The sequence below is a fragment of the Streptomyces sp. NPDC014894 genome (assembly GCF_043080985.1).
Lineage (GTDB): Bacteria > Actinomycetota > Actinomycetes > Streptomycetales > Streptomycetaceae > Streptomyces.
Genome location: NZ_JBIBWD010000005.1, coordinates 1 through 16494, shown reverse-complemented (window position 1 = coordinate 16494; position 16494 = coordinate 1). Strand labels below are relative to the sequence as shown.

Genomic DNA, 16494 nt, shown 5'->3' with positions numbered 1-16494 from the left:
GAGCCCGGAGCGGCAGGGCGGTTCAGAGGTTCTCGGGGATCTCGATCTTCAGGGACTTGTCGGCCTCGGCCTGCTCGATGCGGACGTTGTACTCGGTGAGCAACTCGCGTATGCGGTCGCGGACGGCGGCCTTGCCGAAGCCCGCCACTTCCTCGATGTTGGTGCCCACGAAGTCCTCGATGGACTGGATGGCGACCCGGTCGGCCAGGCCGAGATCCTGGGCGATCTGGGTGGCGCCGACGACGCGATTGTCGGGGACGAGGACCCTGGGCCGGTAGCCGTGGCGCAGATTGTGGGCGCAGCGCTCCGTGAAGACCTTCTCGCCGGGAGACATCGTGACGTGGATGGCCGTGTCGCCGATCTGGAAGTCGCCCGCGCGGCCGGTCTGTACGTCCGCGGTGGTGTAGCTCTCGACGTTGACGTCCTCGTCAGGGAAGCGGATCTTCAGCTTGGCGCCGACGAGATGCTGGGCGACGGCTCCCGCCGTGTTGCCGCCGCGCTGGCGGCCCGCCTCGATGAGCGCGGCGACGGCCGTGCGCACCGGGTTGTCGGGGTTGATCTCAGCCTCGATCCTCCTGCGGCCGAAGTAGTCCTCCCGGACCCGGCCCACGAACCAGGCCTGGAGCAGGGAGGCCAGGGCGGTGCGCTCCGCGAGCGTCCATCCGGCCAGCCCCGTCTCGGAGCCCTTCTCGTTGAGGAGGTCCGCGACGGCGCGGGCGTGCCGGATCGTGGCCCGCGATGTGCGGCCGCCTTCGCTGGTGAACGTACGGGTCTCGCCGTGATGGGCGAGCAGTCTTTGCACCTGTGGGCCGCCGGCCGTCTTCACCTGCGAGGGCGCCAGATAGTGATCGGGTTCGAGCGGGTAGTGCTGGGCGAGGAACTCCGTCACGTACAGGCCGGCGCACATGACGTTGGCGTTCACGGCGCCCTTGGCGTCGCGATTCCCCTCGTACCAGGTCCGCAGGGTGTCGACGAGCACGCCCGCGGCGTCCTCGACCTCGGCCGTGACGTCCTCGGGGTGCGGGGCGACCATGTGTTCCTCCTGGGTGCGGGGCGATTCGAGGCAGGCGTGCGGGCGGGACGGCGCCGGGGCGCCGGGGCTGCGGTTCGGAATCGCGGCGGTCCGCCGAGAGGGTTCGGTGCGGCTATCGCTCTTCGGCCGGGCGCGGGTCGGGCAGCCGGCGGCCGGCGAGCGTGCCGGCGAGCAGAGGCTGAAGGTAGTGCTTGGCCAGCCACTTGACCGCGTCGACGCTGACGGCGTCGCCGAACCCCATGATCGACTGATTGCGGTTGGGCGGCAGCCGGTACCCGGGGGCGCCCATGAGCTTGGCGTACTCGCGTGCGGTCATCCAGCGGACGGCCATCGGTTCGCCCTTCTGCATGCGCACCACGGCCTGCTTGGACGAGCCTCCGCGTGCGGTGCGCAGGCAGCCGGCCACGTCGTCGGCACGGATCTCCCAGGCGGGGACTCCATTGCGCGTCCGGCGGTACGCGGTGCGGTAGGAGGCCTCCGGCTCTCGGCTCAGCAGCTCGACACGGCCGAGGTTGATCTCGGAGAGCTGGGCGGAGAATTTGGCGACGCGGCCGGCGTCCCACCACTCCACATGGGGATCGTTGTCCGGGTCCACCAGGGCGGTCCACCCTTCGGTTCGCATCCCGGGCGGCTCGGGGAGAAAAGTGCGGTGGGTCCGCAGGCTCTCGTCGTCGAGGACTGCGTCCAGCCAGGAGGGGCGCAGCTGGGTGTTGCGGCTCTCGTCGGAGGGAGGCGTCTCCAGGGTGCTGGCGATCACGAAAAGACGCGGTCTGGACTGGGGCACGAAACGGCGCGCGTCCAGCGTGACGACGTCCGCCCAGTAGCCGAGCTGGTTCAGACGCTCGACGGCCGCCTTCAGATCGGCGCCCTTGTGGCTGGTGGCGAAGCCGTTCACATTCTCGATCGCGACCACGGGGGGCACGGCGCCGTCGCGGTCGCGCATCGCCTCGACGACCGCGGTGAAGTCCCAGAAGGTGCTGGAGTGCTCGCCCGCCAGCCCGGAGCGGCCGCCTGCCAAAGAAAGATCGGTGCAGGGGAAGGAGGCCCAGGCGAGCTGCACGCGGCCGGGGGCGGTGCCGGAGGCCATGTCGCCCGCGATCTCCCGTACGTCCCGCAGCACGTAGTGATCTTTCGTGTCCGGGAAGTGCCTCGCGTACATGTCCTGCTTCTGCGGGTCGAGGTCATTGGCCCAGGTGACCTCGAAGCCGACTTCAGCGCGCTCCAGCCCCAGGCGGGCCAGCCCGATTCCGGCGAAGAACTCGGCCACCTCGAATCGCGCCGCACCCTCCGGCTCGGCGGAGGCGGCGGATGTCTCGGAGTCGGGGGGAAGCGCTAGAGTCACCCGGCCGATGTTACGGGAGTGGGCAGGCGGCAAGAGGGAGGACCTGGAGGTCGGCGCCCCGGAACACGTCTACCGTATCCCCCATGGCTGGGAGTACCGGGGCCGCGTCAGGCGCGGGCCGAGCGAACAGGGCCGCCGAGAAGACCGAGCGCGCGGAGAGGTCCGCGGCGTCGTGGGCCTCTTCGGACGGTTCGCGCGCCAGCATGCGCGCGAACCGGAGCCGGGACACCGGGCCTGAGCTGGCGCTGAGGCGTGCCGTGCACAGCCGCGGCATGCGGTATCGGGTCGCCGCGCGCCCGATCAAGGAATTGCGGCGCACGGCCGATCTGGTCTTCACCCGTGCCAAGGTCGCCGTCTTCCTGGACGGCTGTTTCTGGCACGGGTGCCCCGAGCATCACACCGTCGCCGTCCGCAACGGCGCGTACTGGGCCGCGAAGGTCGAACGGAACCGGACGCGCGATCTGGACACGAACCAGCGGCTGACGGAGGCGGGCTGGGCGGTCGTACGCGTCTGGGAGCACGAGGACCCCGTCGAGGCGGCGGCCCGGGTCGAGGCCGCGGTGAGCGCAGCGCGGCGGAAGGGCCCGGGCCGCTCACCGAAGGCGACCGACTGACAGCGGAGCGCGCCCGGCGTCCTCGCCGGACGCCGGATCGCCCGGGCCGTCCGGGCCGTCCGGGCCGTCCGGGCCGTCCGGGCGGTCGCGGCGGCGACCCGCGCCGGAGGAGCGGCGCGCTCCGGATCTCCGCGCCCGACGCCCCGCCGTCGGTCCGGCCAGGGCGCATGCGTCCGGGGCGGCGAGACGGCTCGCGAACGGAAACGGGCACAGCCTCCGCGAGGGCTCATCGATCCGACGCGCCGGTCTCCCCGGCCCCGCGGTCTCGCGGCGGCCGGGAGGAGCCCCTCCGTCGGCCCCCGGCCGAGGCTCCAGCGCATGCCCCGTCGGAGGCGCCTGCCGCGGGCCGGACGGCCGCGGACAGCACTGTCAGACCCATGACATAGCCTCGCTGAAGCTCGGGCGCCCGTGAGGCGACTTCGGCGCCCGGCCGGTTTCTTCCCCTGTCGATCGACGTACCCGAGGACGACGATTCATGGCCGCGCACTCCGTGCCCAAACGTTTCGCCCTGGCCGCTCCGCAGGTCCAGGACTTCCGGAAGCTGCTGACGCAGGCAATGAGCGAGAAGGACCCCCAAGGGCGCACATGGGCCGACGCCCGGTGGGGCTGTTACGCCTTCTACGACTACGACGGGGAGCCCATCTATGTGGGCCAGACCAACGAGAAGCTGCGCACGCGGATCGGTCGTCACCTGACCAACCAGCGCAGCGATGCGGTGGCGATGCGCATTCTCGACATCTTCGAGGTCGCCGAGATGGAGCTCTGGCCGCTCTGGGATCTTCAGGACACCCCGAAGAAGGACGAGGCCGCCCGGGAACAGCTCGACACCCTGGAGTACTCGGCCTATCTCCACGCGATCGACGGCAGCAGGTTCAACGCGATCCTGAACGAGAAGATCCCTCCGCTCTCCGAGCCGGCGGCACTCCCCCCGTCGCGGCGGTTCAAGCTGATCAGCGACGCGACCCGCAGGGAGCGGGGGCACCCGGACGTCCGTATAGCCCGGCGCGCCGAGACCCTGTCCCGGCTCACCGCCGTGGCACACGAGAGGGGCGTGGTCTCGGCCGGGCTGCGCAGGGTGATCGTGATCCAGGCGGTCAGACTGGCGCACCTCGCGGCGTCCCGGTTCGCGCACGCTCAAGGCCTGCCGGCCCCCTCCGCCGACGCGATCAGCATCGAAGCCCTGGTCGGCACCGTCCTCCAGGAGCACGCCGGCTCTCAGTCGGCCGTCGACGATCCCGACGCCGAAGGCTCGGATTCGGACACCGACTGAGGCGGGGCCTGCGGACCGCAGCGCCGCGAACCGCCGCGCTGCGGTCCGCCGCCTGAAGCGGTTTCGTCCAAGGCCCCCTTCGCGATCGTCGACGCGATGCGGTCGATCGAACGGTCGGCCCCCGGCTCCCCTCAGGGGCCGGGCCCGGGCCCGGCGGCTTCCGCTTTCAGGGGCGGCTTTCCGCGTTCGCGAAGCCCGGCCGGACGAAGCAGGGATCCGGTCGCAGCGCGCTCGGCCGCCAGGAGTCCGGCGGCGGAGCGATGAGCGCCGATTCCTCCCACCGGAACTCGGGAGAGTCCGGGGGCACGAGGTCCCTCAGCACCGAGGCGGGCAGCTCGCGGATACAGCTGACGTCCGCGGCCGTGATCGGGTCGGCGACGAACGCGCTCGCCGCGAACACCACCTGGACGAGACGCCAGGCGTCGCCCTGCCGGACGCTCGTGTCGAACTCGTGGCGGGAGAGATGGAAGCGCGACAGGGTCTTCGGCCCGGCCGACTTCACCTCGAGGAACCGGACGGGTCCCTCGCAGACGTCCACGTCGTACCCATGGGCGTCGGAGACGAGAGCGACGTGCACGGGCTCCTTGCCCGCCGCGCGCAGCGCCGCCACGACGATCTCCTCCGCGGCGTCGCCGATCGCCTTGGACAGATCGGCGCCGTCGGGATCGCCGACGAGTCGGCGGGCCTCCGCCAGGACGTCGTCGAGGGCCTCCTCCAGCCAGCTCAGAGCCTCGAGATCCGGCTGCGGGATGTAGGCGCGCTCGACGCCCTCCGCGTTGACCGCGACCCGCAGCCACGCCGGAGGCTGGGAGGCCAGCAGCGCGACCGCCGCATGACGCATCGCGTGCCGGGCTCCTCCTCTCGGCGCCGCCGCGGCGGCGAGCGAACGCGCCACTCTTATCTCGCCCTCGTCGCCCACCGACGCGAGCCCGGCCCGGACCAGCGCCCGCGCCGGCGACCGGAGGTCCGTCGCCGCGGTCATGTAGGAGCCGTGGCCCAGCGCGGCGCTCACCCACTCGTCCACGCCCGTGCGCGGCGCGAGTCCCGCCACCCGGGCGAGATGCAGCACGGCGAAGACGACGCCGTGCCGGGGGAGCAGATCCACAGGCCCTCCTCAGCCCCGCAGCATGGCCGAGACGACCTGCATGTCGTCGTCCGCGGCGGCCGCTCCCTCGACGTGCTCGTCGGGCTCGGGAAGCGACACGCGGACCAGCCCCGGGTCGTTCATCAGCTTCGCCATGGCCTCGATCTTCTCCCGCAGCCGTCCGTCCACGGTCTCGTCGATCGTGCCCCGGCTGAGCAGCAGCGTGAACCGGGTGAGAGTCCCTTCCGCGAGGCCGATGCGGTGGATGCGGTCCTGGCTCTGCAGATAGTGACCGGCGTTGAACGTCCGGTCCAGGTAGACCGCGTGGTGGCACCAGTGCTGGAGGCTGACGCCCTCGCCGCACGCGGCCGGGTTGGCCAGCAGGACCTTGCAGGCCGGGTCGTTGCGGAACCGGTCGAACTCGGCCTCCCGCGTCACCGCGTTCGCCGGCGGATTCCCGTCCGCGGACGGTACGCCGCCGTGCACCACCGCGGGCTCGTACTCCTTCAGGAAGGAGCGAAGGATCTTCAGATTCCGGACGAACGTCGACCAGACGAGGACCTTCTGGCCCCGCGCCGCCTCCTCCGCGACGATCTCCCGGACGCGGTCGTACTTCCACGGCACCTCGTGCGCCTGGTACCGCTGGAGCAGCCGTATCAAGGGCTCGTCGCCCTTCACGCGCAACGGCGGGTGGACGAAGCCCTCTTCGTCGTCCTTGTCGGAGCCGGCCACGAGCAGCGCCGGGTTGGTGGCCGCTTCCAGCAGATACATCACGATCCGGCCGAGCCGGTCGAAGTCCCGGCGCTCCTTGACGGCCAGCGCGAACTCTCCCCGATACCGGCCGACGAGCGCCTCGTAGATCGCCGCCTGGATCGGCCGCATCTCCCTCGACTCAGAGATGATCTTCGTCGCCGGCAGTCCCAGCCGCGCCTTCGGCGTACGGACGAAGTACTTCGCGATGGCTTCGCCCGTGTCGCGGACCACGTCCTCGTCCCGGCCGTTGCGCTCGTTGTAGGCGCTCTCCGGGAGGATCTTGCGGTCCTGGCCCGGATAGAGGAAGCGGACCGGGGCCACGAGGTCGTGCGCGCCCTGCGGCGCGGGCGTCCCGGTGAGCACATCGCGGCGGCGCGCGGCGTACGCCAGATCGAGCACGGCGCGCCCGTGCACGCCGCCCGAACCGCGCTTGATGCGGTGCGCCTCGTCCAGGACGACCTGGGTGGGACGACGCACCACGTAGTCCCTGATCCGGTCGTAGTCGCTCGCCGCCCGGTTGTAGTTCGTCAGCAGGATCCGCGTGCTCATGAAGATCGGCGAGCCGGAGCCGTGGTGGACGACGAGTCTCGGCGCCGGATCGAGACAGGCCTCGACCTCTTCCTTCCAGGAGGGGAAGGCGGCGATGGGCGCGATCACCAACAGCTGTTCGACCTGTCCCGTGGCCCGCGCCACGGAATGGTTCGCCAGCGCCACCGTCGTCTTGCCCGCCCCGGGCACCGAGAAGTCCGCGGCGTGCGGCAGCCGCACGATCCGCGCCAGGTTCTCCAGCTGGAACGGCTTCAGCGTCCGGATGAAGCCCGCGGCCGCCAGCTGTCGTTCCAGGCCCGAGAGGGAGACGGAGGTCACGGGCGCGTCCAGCGCGGCCTGCCGCCGCTTCTGATCCGCCGCCAGCGCCTGGATCTGCGCCCGCAGGGCCGGGCCGAGATCGACCTTCTGGGCGTAGCGCCTGCGGACCGCTCCGATCACGTTCAGCTCTGCCAGAAACACCTCGACCCGTACCTCGGTCCGGTCGCTGGAGCCGCCGACGATGCCCCGGGCGAGCGCCTCCTGAATGCTCGCCCACGCCCCGAGGCCGGCCCCGGGGCGCTTCTCGAGAACGACGACCGGTCTCGGTTCCTGGTACAGCTCGGCGTGGATCAAGACGACGACCCCTTGGCCGTTCGCAGGAGCCGCTCGAGCCTCTCGACCCTCGCGGAGAACTCCCTCTCGTCCCAGTCTTCATAACGGCGGGCTCTCGGCAGAGCGTCGATCATGCGCGTCAGCTCGGCCGCGGCCTTCTCCGCGCGGTCCAGCGGAGCGGTGACTTCCCTGCGGTCCTGTGTGTCCTCCGCCGCCTCCTGGGCAGCGCTCTTGACCACGTCGCGCAGGCTCTTCAGCAGGTCGGTCATCTCGATCGACCCGCCGTCCGCGATCTGGACGATCTCCTCCGGCCCCTTCGTGGCGGCCAGGCGGAGGATGTTCTCCAGCGGCTCGGACGCGGCCGGCTCCTCTTCGAGGAACGAGTCCAGGAGGTCGTCGTCCTCCGAGGCCGACGCGGAAGCCGAGGCTCCGGAGCCGGCGTCGAGCAGCGGAGCCAGGGTGGCGTTGGTCCGGAGTTCGCTGACGACCAGATCCGCCGCGTCCGGCCGGCGCAGGTGGCGCAGGTTCCGGTACTCCACGCCGGCCAGCGTGCCGAGGAAGTACACGTCCTTGACGGCCTTCGCCTCGGACTCGGACTTGTTCTTGATGTGCTTCGCCAGCTCGGCGAACGCCGACTCGTTGGGGATGAAGTCGACGTACTCCCGCGTCCCCTCGGAGAGAGCCACCAGCTGGTGCACCTGCTGGATCTTCTCGTAGTAGTCGCGCACCTCGTCCGGCTTGCGGTGCACGCGCTCCGCGACGCGCTTGAAGTCCTTGTTCTCCCGCTCGTAGAGCTCCTCGATGAGCAGAGCCTCGTTGATCCACGAGTAGTCCTGCTTGAAGTCCTTCGCGACCTGCAGCTCCGTCTCCAGGTCGACCATCTCGGCGGCGGTCGCGTCCGCCGGGAGCACCAGGCACTTGACGTAGTGGGCGCCGCGCACGTCGTCGTCGACGAACAGCGAGCGCATCGCCGCCGACCGCCGGTTGCCGTTGATCAGGACTCCGTCGGCGGTGACGATCGCGGGCTCCTGCTGGCCCCGGCTCCTGAGATCGCTCTTCAGGTCTTCGAAGCCGTCCTGTCCGCGCAGAATCGCGTACTGGGCGCTCTGCGCCTCCCCGCCGAGCGGATCCCGGCTGAAGAGGTCGTCACGGCCCGCCTTGCGCTGCTCGCGGATCTGCTCGGCCTTGGTGCGGTGGTTGATGACCGAGAACCGCACCCAGGCGACCTCCAGCTCGACGACCGGCAGCTCCTTCTCGGAACGCGGCCAGGCGGGGACCGGCATGGACTTCCGCGCCCCGCTCAGGCGTGCCGCGATGAACTGGGACCGGTCCGGGTCGAGAGAAGAGAAGTGCATGCGGGTCAGCTCCTGTGCGAGGTCCTGCGTCCGAGGCCGTAACTCGAGACGACGTTGGTCTTGCGCTTGCCGCCCACGAGGCGGTAGCCGATGTCACCGACGAAGAGCGACGCCTGTTCCTCCGCGATGCCGAAAGCCTTCATGAGCACAGTCGGGAACGCGCGCTTCTGACCGCCGTTCCAGTTCCACTCGTTGACGGAGGGATCCCGGTCGGGCATCACGTAGACGCAGGGCGGCGGCGTCTCCCGCCCCTCGATCACGACGGCGTGGTCCATCTTCGGGCACAGGCGCCGGGATCCGCCGCAGAGATCGCTGTGGAAGATCACTCCGGCGATCTGGTCCGGCTGGTCGTCGGTGAAGCGCTGGAAGAGCCTCTGGACGCCCTTGTGGACATGCGCGCCCGGGTGGTAGTTCATGCTGCCGCACACCCACCACAGATACGCTTCGCCGGCCCAGTCGGGCACCGACCATCTCAGACTGCTGTGCGCGCCGTCGGGGCATCCCTTCTGGATGACGGCCACATCCTCGGCCATGCCGGGGACCGACAGGCGATAGACGGTGTCGTCGCCGTACTGAGGTTCCCCGACGTGGTCGACCAGCCCGGCGGAGACCAGATGGTCCAGCATGCCCCGCATGAACTGCCGCCGGTCGGAGACGCCGGCGCTCGAGCTGCCGCGCATCTTCTCGATCGTCGGCCCCAAGGCCTCGCGGAACTCCCCCGCGGTGATGCCGTGGCGGGTGAGCAGGTCCTCCTCGGCCCCGAGACTCCGGATCAGCTGCGAGACCCTCTCGACGACATCGGCCGGAGGAGCTCCAGCGTGACGGCACGGCGCGGACTCCTCTGCCCCCATGCGCGGCTTCCCCGTTCCCCTGGCGAGTTGGACGTACCCGGTCCCCGCACTCTGCGTCGCGCGCAGGTCGGCCCGCACATCCGTCTTTTCAGAGAGCAAGGGGAGAATCGTAGCAACGGGGTCAGACAGTGTCCTCCGGACCAAGAGCTCCGCTGCTGGAAATCGGTCTCGCGCCGCCTCGTGGGGCGTTGTGGCGTTCAGCGCCCGGAGCCTTCGCCCGCTTCGCCGTCCGCCCCCCTTCCCGGGTGCGCACTCCGTCCGTGTCCGATGTCGGCGACCGCCGCACATCGGTCGGCCATTCGCACGGCTTCGAAGTGAATGCTCCGGAGCGCCGGTCCGCCGAGGTGCGGCAGCGGAAGTCGTCGGTCGCGGTCTTTCGCCGTCGTGAGAATCGGCGAAGTCGCCTCGCCACGCGCCGATCCGCGCCTTTCCAGCCAATCCCTGACGACGGGGAACGTATCGAAACATCGGCCGCAGACCGTCGGCATCCTCTTCCCGGCAGGCCAGAACTGGTCATACACCGGGCGTCTTCGAGGTAAACAAGGATGAACAAACAATAGACATTCAGCCCTTCTGCCTACCGCACGAAGAATCAGTTCGTCGTGCGGATAGAGGTCGGCGAAGGGACCCCGGAATCCGGAGAAGCAGCGAATGCTCGCCGAGCCTTGAGAGGCTCGGCGAGCCGGTCCGTCCCATCAAGCCCGGCCGGCGGCGGGCCCTTGCCCGGAGGGGCCCCCTCCCGGCGGCGAGACACGGCCATCCGGGCGGTGGGCGGCCCGGTGAGGGGGCGCTGGGGGCGGGGTGGCCGAGAATCGGTGTCGGGCGCGGGGGTGAGGGCGGGGCGTGGAGTGCGGGGGTGCGGTGGGTGGGAGGGGTGCGGGCGGGGTGTCGTCGTCGCTTTTTGCCCGCGCAGGCCATAAAGGGGCCCATGGGGTGTCCGAATGCCATCCATGGACCTTCTGTCCAAACGTCCGGCCGGCCCGCTGTGCCATCGGTCGGCACGCTAATGTGTGGCTTGCGAGGTTACGCGCGTGTTACGCGTGTGGCGCTCGGTCGACGGACCCGCCGAGGTCCCGGCGGCCGGGGCCGCGAGTGAGGGCGGTCACACCCGCTTCAATGGCCGTGGCCGAAGCGGCCGGTCGGCCGGTGGCCGAAAGCGGTAAGCCGCTCACCGGCATTGCGAGGCGGCGTGCGGCAGCCCTTCCGTCGGCATTGCGACGCAATTCGGCGGACGAATGACCGGTCAATGACTGAGCGATGGCCGAACGGTGCGCAGACCTGGCTAGTTTCCGAACGGAAAGCCCGTTTCCCCACGGGCACAACCGGTTCGGAGGAACGCATGACTGATCGCCAGCAGACGGCCGAAGTCCTGGAACAGGTCCGCGCGGCCGCCCCCGTGATAGCCGCACACGGCGCGGAGGCGGAGGAACGCGGACAGGTGCCACGGGAGACCCTCCGGGTACTCGACCAGGCCGGAGTGTTCCGCATGGCGGTCCCCGAGCGCTTCGGCGGTCTGGGGCTTCCGCTCGCCCGGCAGGCGGAGGTCGTCAGCGAGGTGGCCCGCTCCTGCCCCTCGACCGGCTGGAACATGACCGTCTGGCTCACCGGCGCGGTCCTGGCGGGCCTGTTCCCGGACGAGACGCAGAAGGAGGTGTTCGACAGCGGTTCGGTCCGGGTGTCGCTCGGATTCGCCCCGACCGGCCGGCTCACCCCCGCCGAGGACGGATACCGGCTCAACGGCCGGTGGAACTACAACTCGGGCTGCCACAACGCCGACTGGGACTGCGTGGCCTCCGTACTGGAGGGCGCCGACGGCTCCGACGAGGTGGTCTTCGCCCTCGTCCCCCTGCGGGAGCTGTCCATCGTCGACGACTGGGACGTCTCCGCGGGCCGGGGCACCGGCAGCGCCACCGTCGTCGCCGAGGACGTCTTCGTCCCCGCCCAGCGGCTGGTCTCGTACGAGGGGGCCACGGCGGGCGAGACCGGCGAGCGCTGGAACGCGGAGGTCCCCGGGCGGGGCTACGGCATCGTCTCGTTCATCATGTCGCTGTACGCCGCGATGGCCACCGGCATCGCCCGGGGCGCGTACCAGCTCTTCCTGGAGCGGATCCCGGGGCGCGGCATCACCTACACCTCGTGGGACGACCAGCGGCAGCACCCGCTGACACAGCAGCAGGTCGCCGCGGCCGCCAACCGCATCGAGGCCGGGGCCGCGCTCAACGACCGGGTCATCTCGCTGCTCCAGGAGCGCACCGACGCCGGAGGCCGCCCCACCGACGCCGAGAAGGCGCAGGTCCGCGGGCAGACCGCGTTCGCGGCGGATCTGGCGAAGGAAGCCGTGGAGCTGCTGTACGCGCTCAGCGGCGCTTCGGTGATCAAGCGCAGTGTGCCGTTCCAGCGGCACCACCGCGACCTTCTCGGCTTCTCGCTGCACGCGCTGGCCCAGGTGCACACCAATCTGGAGGTGCAGGGCCGGGTGCTGCTGGGACTCGACCCGGGCAGCGACATCCTCTGACCGGACCGGCAGGCGGGGAACGGGCCGCCGGCCGCACCCGAGGGTGCGGCCGGCGGCCCGTTCCCGTACGACCTAGGCCTCTTCCGCCGTCCGGGGCGGGGGCGGGAAGTGGCCCTCCGCCACGAAGAACTCGACGTACTTGGCGAAGAGTTCCCCGGTCAGCGGCGGGCAGCTGATCCCGGTCCCGGCGAGCGCCGCCTCCGTGTCCCCGGTGTCCAGCGCCGGGTAGAAGGCGTCGGTGTCCGAGGTCATCAGCTCGAAGGCGTGCAGCAGCGGCAGCAGGGCGTTGTCCCGGTCCGCCCGCACCGCCTCGCGCCAGCGCTCCGGCTCCGCCTCCCCCAGCCGGTAGCCGAGCCTCCGCAGCTCGGTCACGCACTCCGCCAGGCTCAGCGAGCTGCGGTTGAAGAGGTGGTACGTGCCTCCGGCGCCCTCCGGGCGGGTGGAGACGCCCAGGATCGCGGCGCTGACATAGTCGACGGGCAGCAGATGGAACCGGCCGCCGGCCCCCGACGGCACCAGCCCCGCCTGGATCAGGCCCTTGAGGCCGAGCCAGACGAAGTCCCGGGTCTGGCAGGCGCCGTTGTCGCGGTCGCCGGAGATGACGTCGACCCGGTAGACGGAGACGGGCAGACCCCGCTCCCTGGCCGCCTCGACCACCTGCTCGGCGACCCACTTGCTGCGCAGATAGCCGCTGGGCAGCGCCTCGGCCGGCCCGGTCGGGTCGGTCGTCCTCAGTGGTACGCCGGGGGTGACGGGCCCCTCGAACACGCCGACGGTGGACACATGGTGCACGGGGACCGTGCGGTGCCGGGCCGCGAGCCGGAGGATCTCCGCCGTGCCCCGGACATTCGCGTCGCGCAGCGCCCGGTACGGCTTGAGCCAGTGGACCGAGGCCCCCGCGTGGTACACCGCGTCGACCGTGCGGGCCAGCGCGTCGTACCGCTCCTCGTCCAGGCCGAGCCGCTCCTCGGCGAGATCGCCGACCACGACGGTGAGCCGGTCCTCGTCGACGGCGTCCCAGACCCGGTACCACTCCAGGCTGCCGCGCAGCCGCTCGTACGCCGCCTTCTCGTCGGCGCCGCGCACCAGGCAGTGGACACGGGCCTCGGTGGTGCGCATGAGGTCGCGCAGCAGGAACGCGCCGAGGAAGCCGCTGGCCCCGGTGAGCAGCAGTTCCCCCGGGTCGGCGACCGTGCGGACCACTTCGCGGGCCGGGCGGATGTCGTCGTCGAGACGGATGTCGGCCGTGTGGTCGACGGCGTCGGCGGCGGCAGGTCCAAAGGCGTCGGCGCCGCCCGGGTCCAGCTCGGTCAGCAGATACGCGGCCAGGGCCCGCGGGGTCGCGTGGTCGAACACCACGGTGGCGGGCAGGTCGAGACCCGTGCGCGCGGCGACCCGGTTGCGCAGTTCGACCGAGGTGAGCGAGTCGAGTCCCAGCTCGGGGAAGAACCGGTCCGGGGTGATCCCCTCGGGGCCGGAGCGCCCCAGCACCCGGGCCGTCTCGTCCAGCAGGGCGGCCAGGATCTCGGCGTGCCGCTCCTCCGGGCCGTCCAGGGCGGCGAGCCGGTCGGCGAGGGACGGTCCCGTACCGGCGGGGTCGTGGGCGACGGTCCGGGCCGGGACCCGGGCCAGCGCGCCGAGCAGCGCGGGGACGCGGGGCTGGGCGCGGATCGCGGCCAGGTCCAGAGGGGTGGCCACCGCGTCGGGCCGGCCGGATCGCAGGGCGAGGTCGAACAGGGCGAGTCCGCGCTCGGTCGCGACCGGGAGGAAGCCGCTGCGGGCGATGCGCCGGAGGTCGGCCTCGGTGAGTTCGCCGGTCAGCTCGGAGGACTGGGCCCACAGGCCCCAGGCGATGGAGGTGGCGGGCGACGAATGGGCCGCCCGGTGCCGGCCCAGGGCGTCGAGGAAGCCGTTCGCGGCGGCGTAGGTGGACTGGCCCGGGCCGCCGACGACCGCGGCGACGGACGAGAACATGACGAAGGCGGTCAGATCGAGGTCCCGGGTCAGATCGTGCAGATGCCAGGCCGCGTCGGCCTTCGGCCGCAGCACCCGCGCGAGCCGGCCGGCCGTCTGGGCGGCGATCACCCCGTCGTCCAGGACGCCCGCGGTGTGCACCACGCCCCGCAGCGGGCGCTCGGCGGGCGCCTTCGCCAGTACCTCGGCGAGGGACTCCCGGTCGGAGACGTCACAGGCCGCGACGGTGACCGAGGCCCCCAGGGCGGCCAGTTCGTCGCACAGCTCCCGTGCGCCGGGGGCGTCCGCGCCGCGCCGGCTGACCAGCAGCAGGCTCCGTATCCCGTGCTCGCTCACCAGGCGGCGGGCGAACAGCCCGCCGAGGGAGCCCGTACCGCCGGTGATCAGGACGGTGCCCTCGGGGTCCCAGACCGGTCCGGCGGCGTCGCCCGCCGCCCGGTCCTGGCGCACCAGCCGGGGCGCCAGCACCCGGGGGCCGGAGTCGGCGGCGGGCCCGGCGTCCCGCAGGGCGGCCTGGGGTTCGCCGGAGGCCACCAGGGCGGACAGGGCGGCGTCCAGACCGGGCGCGCCCGGGTCGGGGACGTCGGCCAGGACGATCCGGCCGGGCGACTCGGACTGCGCCGAGCGCAGCAGTCCCCAGGCCGCGGCCGCGCCCAGGTCGCCGATGTCCTCGCCGTCGGCGGTGGACACCGCGCCGCTGGTGAGCACGGTCAGCGGGACGCCGCTGAGCGCGTCCTCGGCCAGCCACCGCTGGGCCAGTTCCAGGGCCCGGCCCACCGTGGCGTGGAGGGACTCGGGGGGTGTGGCGCCGGGCGGCGAGGCGAGGCGTACGCGGACGGCGTCGATCTCCGCACCGGCGGCGACGGCGGCGGCCAGGGCGGACACGCCCGACCGGCCCCGGTACGGGCCGCCCGCACCCGGCTCGTCCCGGTCCGGGCCGGCGCTCGCATGAGGCCCGTCCCCGTACGGGCCGTCCCCGTACGGCCCGTCCCCGTACGGCCCGTCCCCGTCCGGCCCGTCCCCGTCCGGCGCACCGCCGTCCAGGACGAGTTCCGCCCAGCGCAGGGTCGCGGGCGCGAGCCCGCGCGGGCTCCAGTCGACGCGGAACAGCGCGTCGTGGTCCCGGTCCCGGGCGGCGGCGAGCGCCTCGGGCGCGAGGGGCCCGAGCGTGACGGCGTCCACGTCGGCGACCGGTTCGCCGGCCGGGTCGGTCAGCCGAAGCGCGTAGGTCGCGGTCTCCGGGAGGGGGGTGATCCTGACCCGCACCTCCCGCGCGCCGGTGGCGTACAGGCGTACGCCCCGCCACCGCGAGACCGCGGGCAGCGGGCCGAGCACCGGTCGCAGGGCGGCGTCCAGCAGCGCCGGATGGACGCCGAAGGCGTCGGCCCGCTCGACGGCCTCGTCCGACAGCCGCACCTCGGCGGAGATCCCGCCGTCGTGCCACCACACCCCGGTCAGCACGGCCGGGCCGGGGCCGTAGGTCACTCCCCCGGCGCTCAGCCGTTTGTACAGGCCGTCGATGTCGACGGGCTCGGCGCCGGCGGGCGGCCACGATCCGGGCGAGACCGGCGCGAGCGGGGTGAGCGGGCCGGCGGCGAGGGTGCCGTGGGCATGGCGTATCCAGGAGGCCCCGGCGTCGCCGGGACGGGAGTGGACGGTCAGCGCGCGCCGGCCCTCGTGATCGGCCGCGCCCACCTTGACCTGGAGATTCAGCGCGCCGTCGCCGGGCGGCAGCACCAGCGGCTCGTCCAGGGCCAGTTCCTCCAGCACGCCGCAGCCCGTCTCGTCGCCCGCGCGGATCGCCAGTTCGGCGAGGACCGCGTCCGGTACGACGGCGTCCCCGGCCACCGCGCGCTCCGCGAGCCAGCGGTGGGCGCGCGCCGACAGACTGCCCGTGAGCAGCGTCTCGTCACTGTCGCCGAGCGGCAGAGCCGTGCCCAGGAAGGGGTGTACGACCGGGTCGAGACCGAGTCCGGCGGCGTCGGCGGACGCGGCGGCGGCCTCGACCCAGTAGCGCCGGCGCTGGAAGGCGTACGAGGGCAGGGGCACCGTACGGGCGCCCGTGTCGGCGAAGAACGCCTCCCAGTCCACGCGGACGCCGGTGAGGCCCAGGTCCGCGATGCCTTCGACCAGGGCGCGGGGCTCGGCGCGGCCGCCGCGCTGGAGCGCGACGGAGCGGGTGCCGGGGCGGGCGCCGGGGCGGTCGGCGAGGATGCTCCGGTTGAGCGCGGTGAGTACGGAGCCGGGGCCGATCTCCACGAACGTACACACCCCCTGCTCCTCCATCACCCCCACCGCATCCGCGTACCGCACCGCCTCACGCACCTGCCGCACCCAATAATCCGCACACCGCCACTCCTCACCCACCACCACCCCACCCGACAACGTCGACACCACACCCACCCCCGGCACACCGAACTCCACCCCCTTCAACACCGTCCGAAACTCCTCCAACATCCCCTCGATAAGCGGCGAATGAAACGCATGCGACACCGACAACCGCCGCACCCGACGACCCAACCCCGCGAAATACCCCGCCACCCCCTCCACCGCACCCACATCA

10 protein-coding genes are annotated in these 16494 nt (G+C 72.1%); 3 read left to right on the top strand and 7 right to left on the bottom strand.

All coding sequences use genetic code 11. The features are described 5' to 3' along the window. Positions 1 to 22 precede the first annotated feature (22 nt). Both ACF089_RS13755 and ACF089_RS13750 read right to left on the bottom strand, forming a co-directional pair. A complete protein-coding gene (locus ACF089_RS13755) occupies positions 23 to 1033 on the bottom strand; it encodes a DUF4928 family protein (protein WP_392025773.1) in 1011 nt (336 codons plus the stop codon). 112 nt (positions 1034 to 1145) lie between these two features. Beyond that, positions 1146 to 2375, bottom strand: a complete 1230-nt coding sequence (locus tag ACF089_RS13750) for a DNA cytosine methyltransferase (RefSeq protein WP_392025771.1) — start codon at positions 2373 to 2375, stop codon at positions 1146 to 1148. Between ACF089_RS13750 and ACF089_RS13745 the strand changes: the two genes are divergently transcribed. Then, a complete protein-coding gene (locus ACF089_RS13745; RefSeq protein ID WP_392025769.1) occupies positions 2342 to 2989 on the top strand; it encodes a very short patch repair endonuclease in 648 nt (215 codons plus the stop codon). The two genes, ACF089_RS13750 and ACF089_RS13745, sit on opposite strands and share 34 nt — an antisense overlap. A gap of 475 nt (positions 2990 to 3464) precedes the next feature. Next, positions 3465 to 4259 (top strand): GIY-YIG nuclease family protein, encoded by a 795-nt coding sequence (locus tag ACF089_RS13740; protein WP_392025768.1) that lies wholly within the window; start codon positions 3465 to 3467, stop codon positions 4257 to 4259. Positions 4260 to 4425: 166 nt separating this feature from the next. Here the strand turns inward: ACF089_RS13740 and ACF089_RS13735 are convergent, their stop codons facing one another. From ACF089_RS13735 to ACF089_RS13720, 4 genes are read right to left on the bottom strand one after another with little or no spacing between them, the layout of a single operon-like run. Then, positions 4426 to 5364: a DUF3883 domain-containing protein gene (locus ACF089_RS13735; protein ID WP_392025766.1), complete on the bottom strand. Its 939-nt coding sequence runs from the start codon at positions 5362 to 5364 to the stop codon at positions 4426 to 4428. A gap of 9 nt (positions 5365 to 5373) precedes the next feature. Continuing rightward, positions 5374 to 7257: a DEAD/DEAH box helicase gene (locus ACF089_RS13730; protein ID WP_392025765.1), complete on the bottom strand. Its 1884-nt coding sequence runs from the start codon at positions 7255 to 7257 to the stop codon at positions 5374 to 5376. Next, a complete protein-coding gene (locus ACF089_RS13725; RefSeq protein WP_392025763.1) occupies positions 7254 to 8591 on the bottom strand; it encodes a ParB N-terminal domain-containing protein in 1338 nt (445 codons plus the stop codon). The genes ACF089_RS13730 and ACF089_RS13725 overlap by 4 nt, the downstream gene beginning before the upstream one ends. Before the next feature lie 5 nt (positions 8592 to 8596). Further along, entirely contained in the window at positions 8597 to 9541 is a 945-nt protein-coding gene (locus tag ACF089_RS13720; protein ID WP_392025761.1) for a hypothetical protein, read from the bottom strand. Between the two features lie 1240 nt (positions 9542 to 10781). Here ACF089_RS13720 and ACF089_RS13715 point away from each other — a divergent pair. Further along, the gene (locus tag ACF089_RS13715; RefSeq protein ID WP_392025759.1) at positions 10782 to 11957 is read left to right on the top strand and encodes an acyl-CoA dehydrogenase family protein; all 1176 of its coding nucleotides are present in this window, start codon (positions 10782 to 10784) and stop codon (positions 11955 to 11957) included. Between the two features lie 72 nt (positions 11958 to 12029). Here the strand turns inward: ACF089_RS13715 and ACF089_RS13710 are convergent, their stop codons facing one another. Continuing rightward, on the bottom strand, positions 12030 to 16367 hold the full coding sequence (locus ACF089_RS13710; protein WP_392025757.1) for a thioester reductase domain-containing protein: 4338 nt from the start codon (positions 16365 to 16367) through the stop codon (positions 12030 to 12032). Between the last annotated feature and the right edge of the window lie 127 nt (positions 16368 to 16494).

Bases quoted from the DNA above. Each gene is read 5' to 3' on its own strand.
- ACF089_RS13745 (WP_392025769.1), top strand. From the start codon at position 2,342: ATGTCTCGGAGTCGGGGGGAAGCGCTAGAGTCACCCGGCCGATGTTAC.
- ACF089_RS13715 (WP_392025759.1), top strand. From the start codon at position 10,782: ATGACTGATCGCCAGCAGACGGCCGAAGTCCTGGAACAGGTCCGCGCG.
- ACF089_RS13725 (WP_392025763.1), bottom strand. From the start codon at position 8,591: ATGCACTTCTCTTCTCTCGACCCGGACCGGTCCCAGTTCATCGCGGCA.
- ACF089_RS13740 (WP_392025768.1), top strand. From the start codon at position 3,465: ATGGCCGCGCACTCCGTGCCCAAACGTTTCGCCCTGGCCGCTCCGCAG.
- ACF089_RS13755 (WP_392025773.1), bottom strand. From the start codon at position 1,033: ATGGTCGCCCCGCACCCCGAGGACGTCACGGCCGAGGTCGAGGACGCC.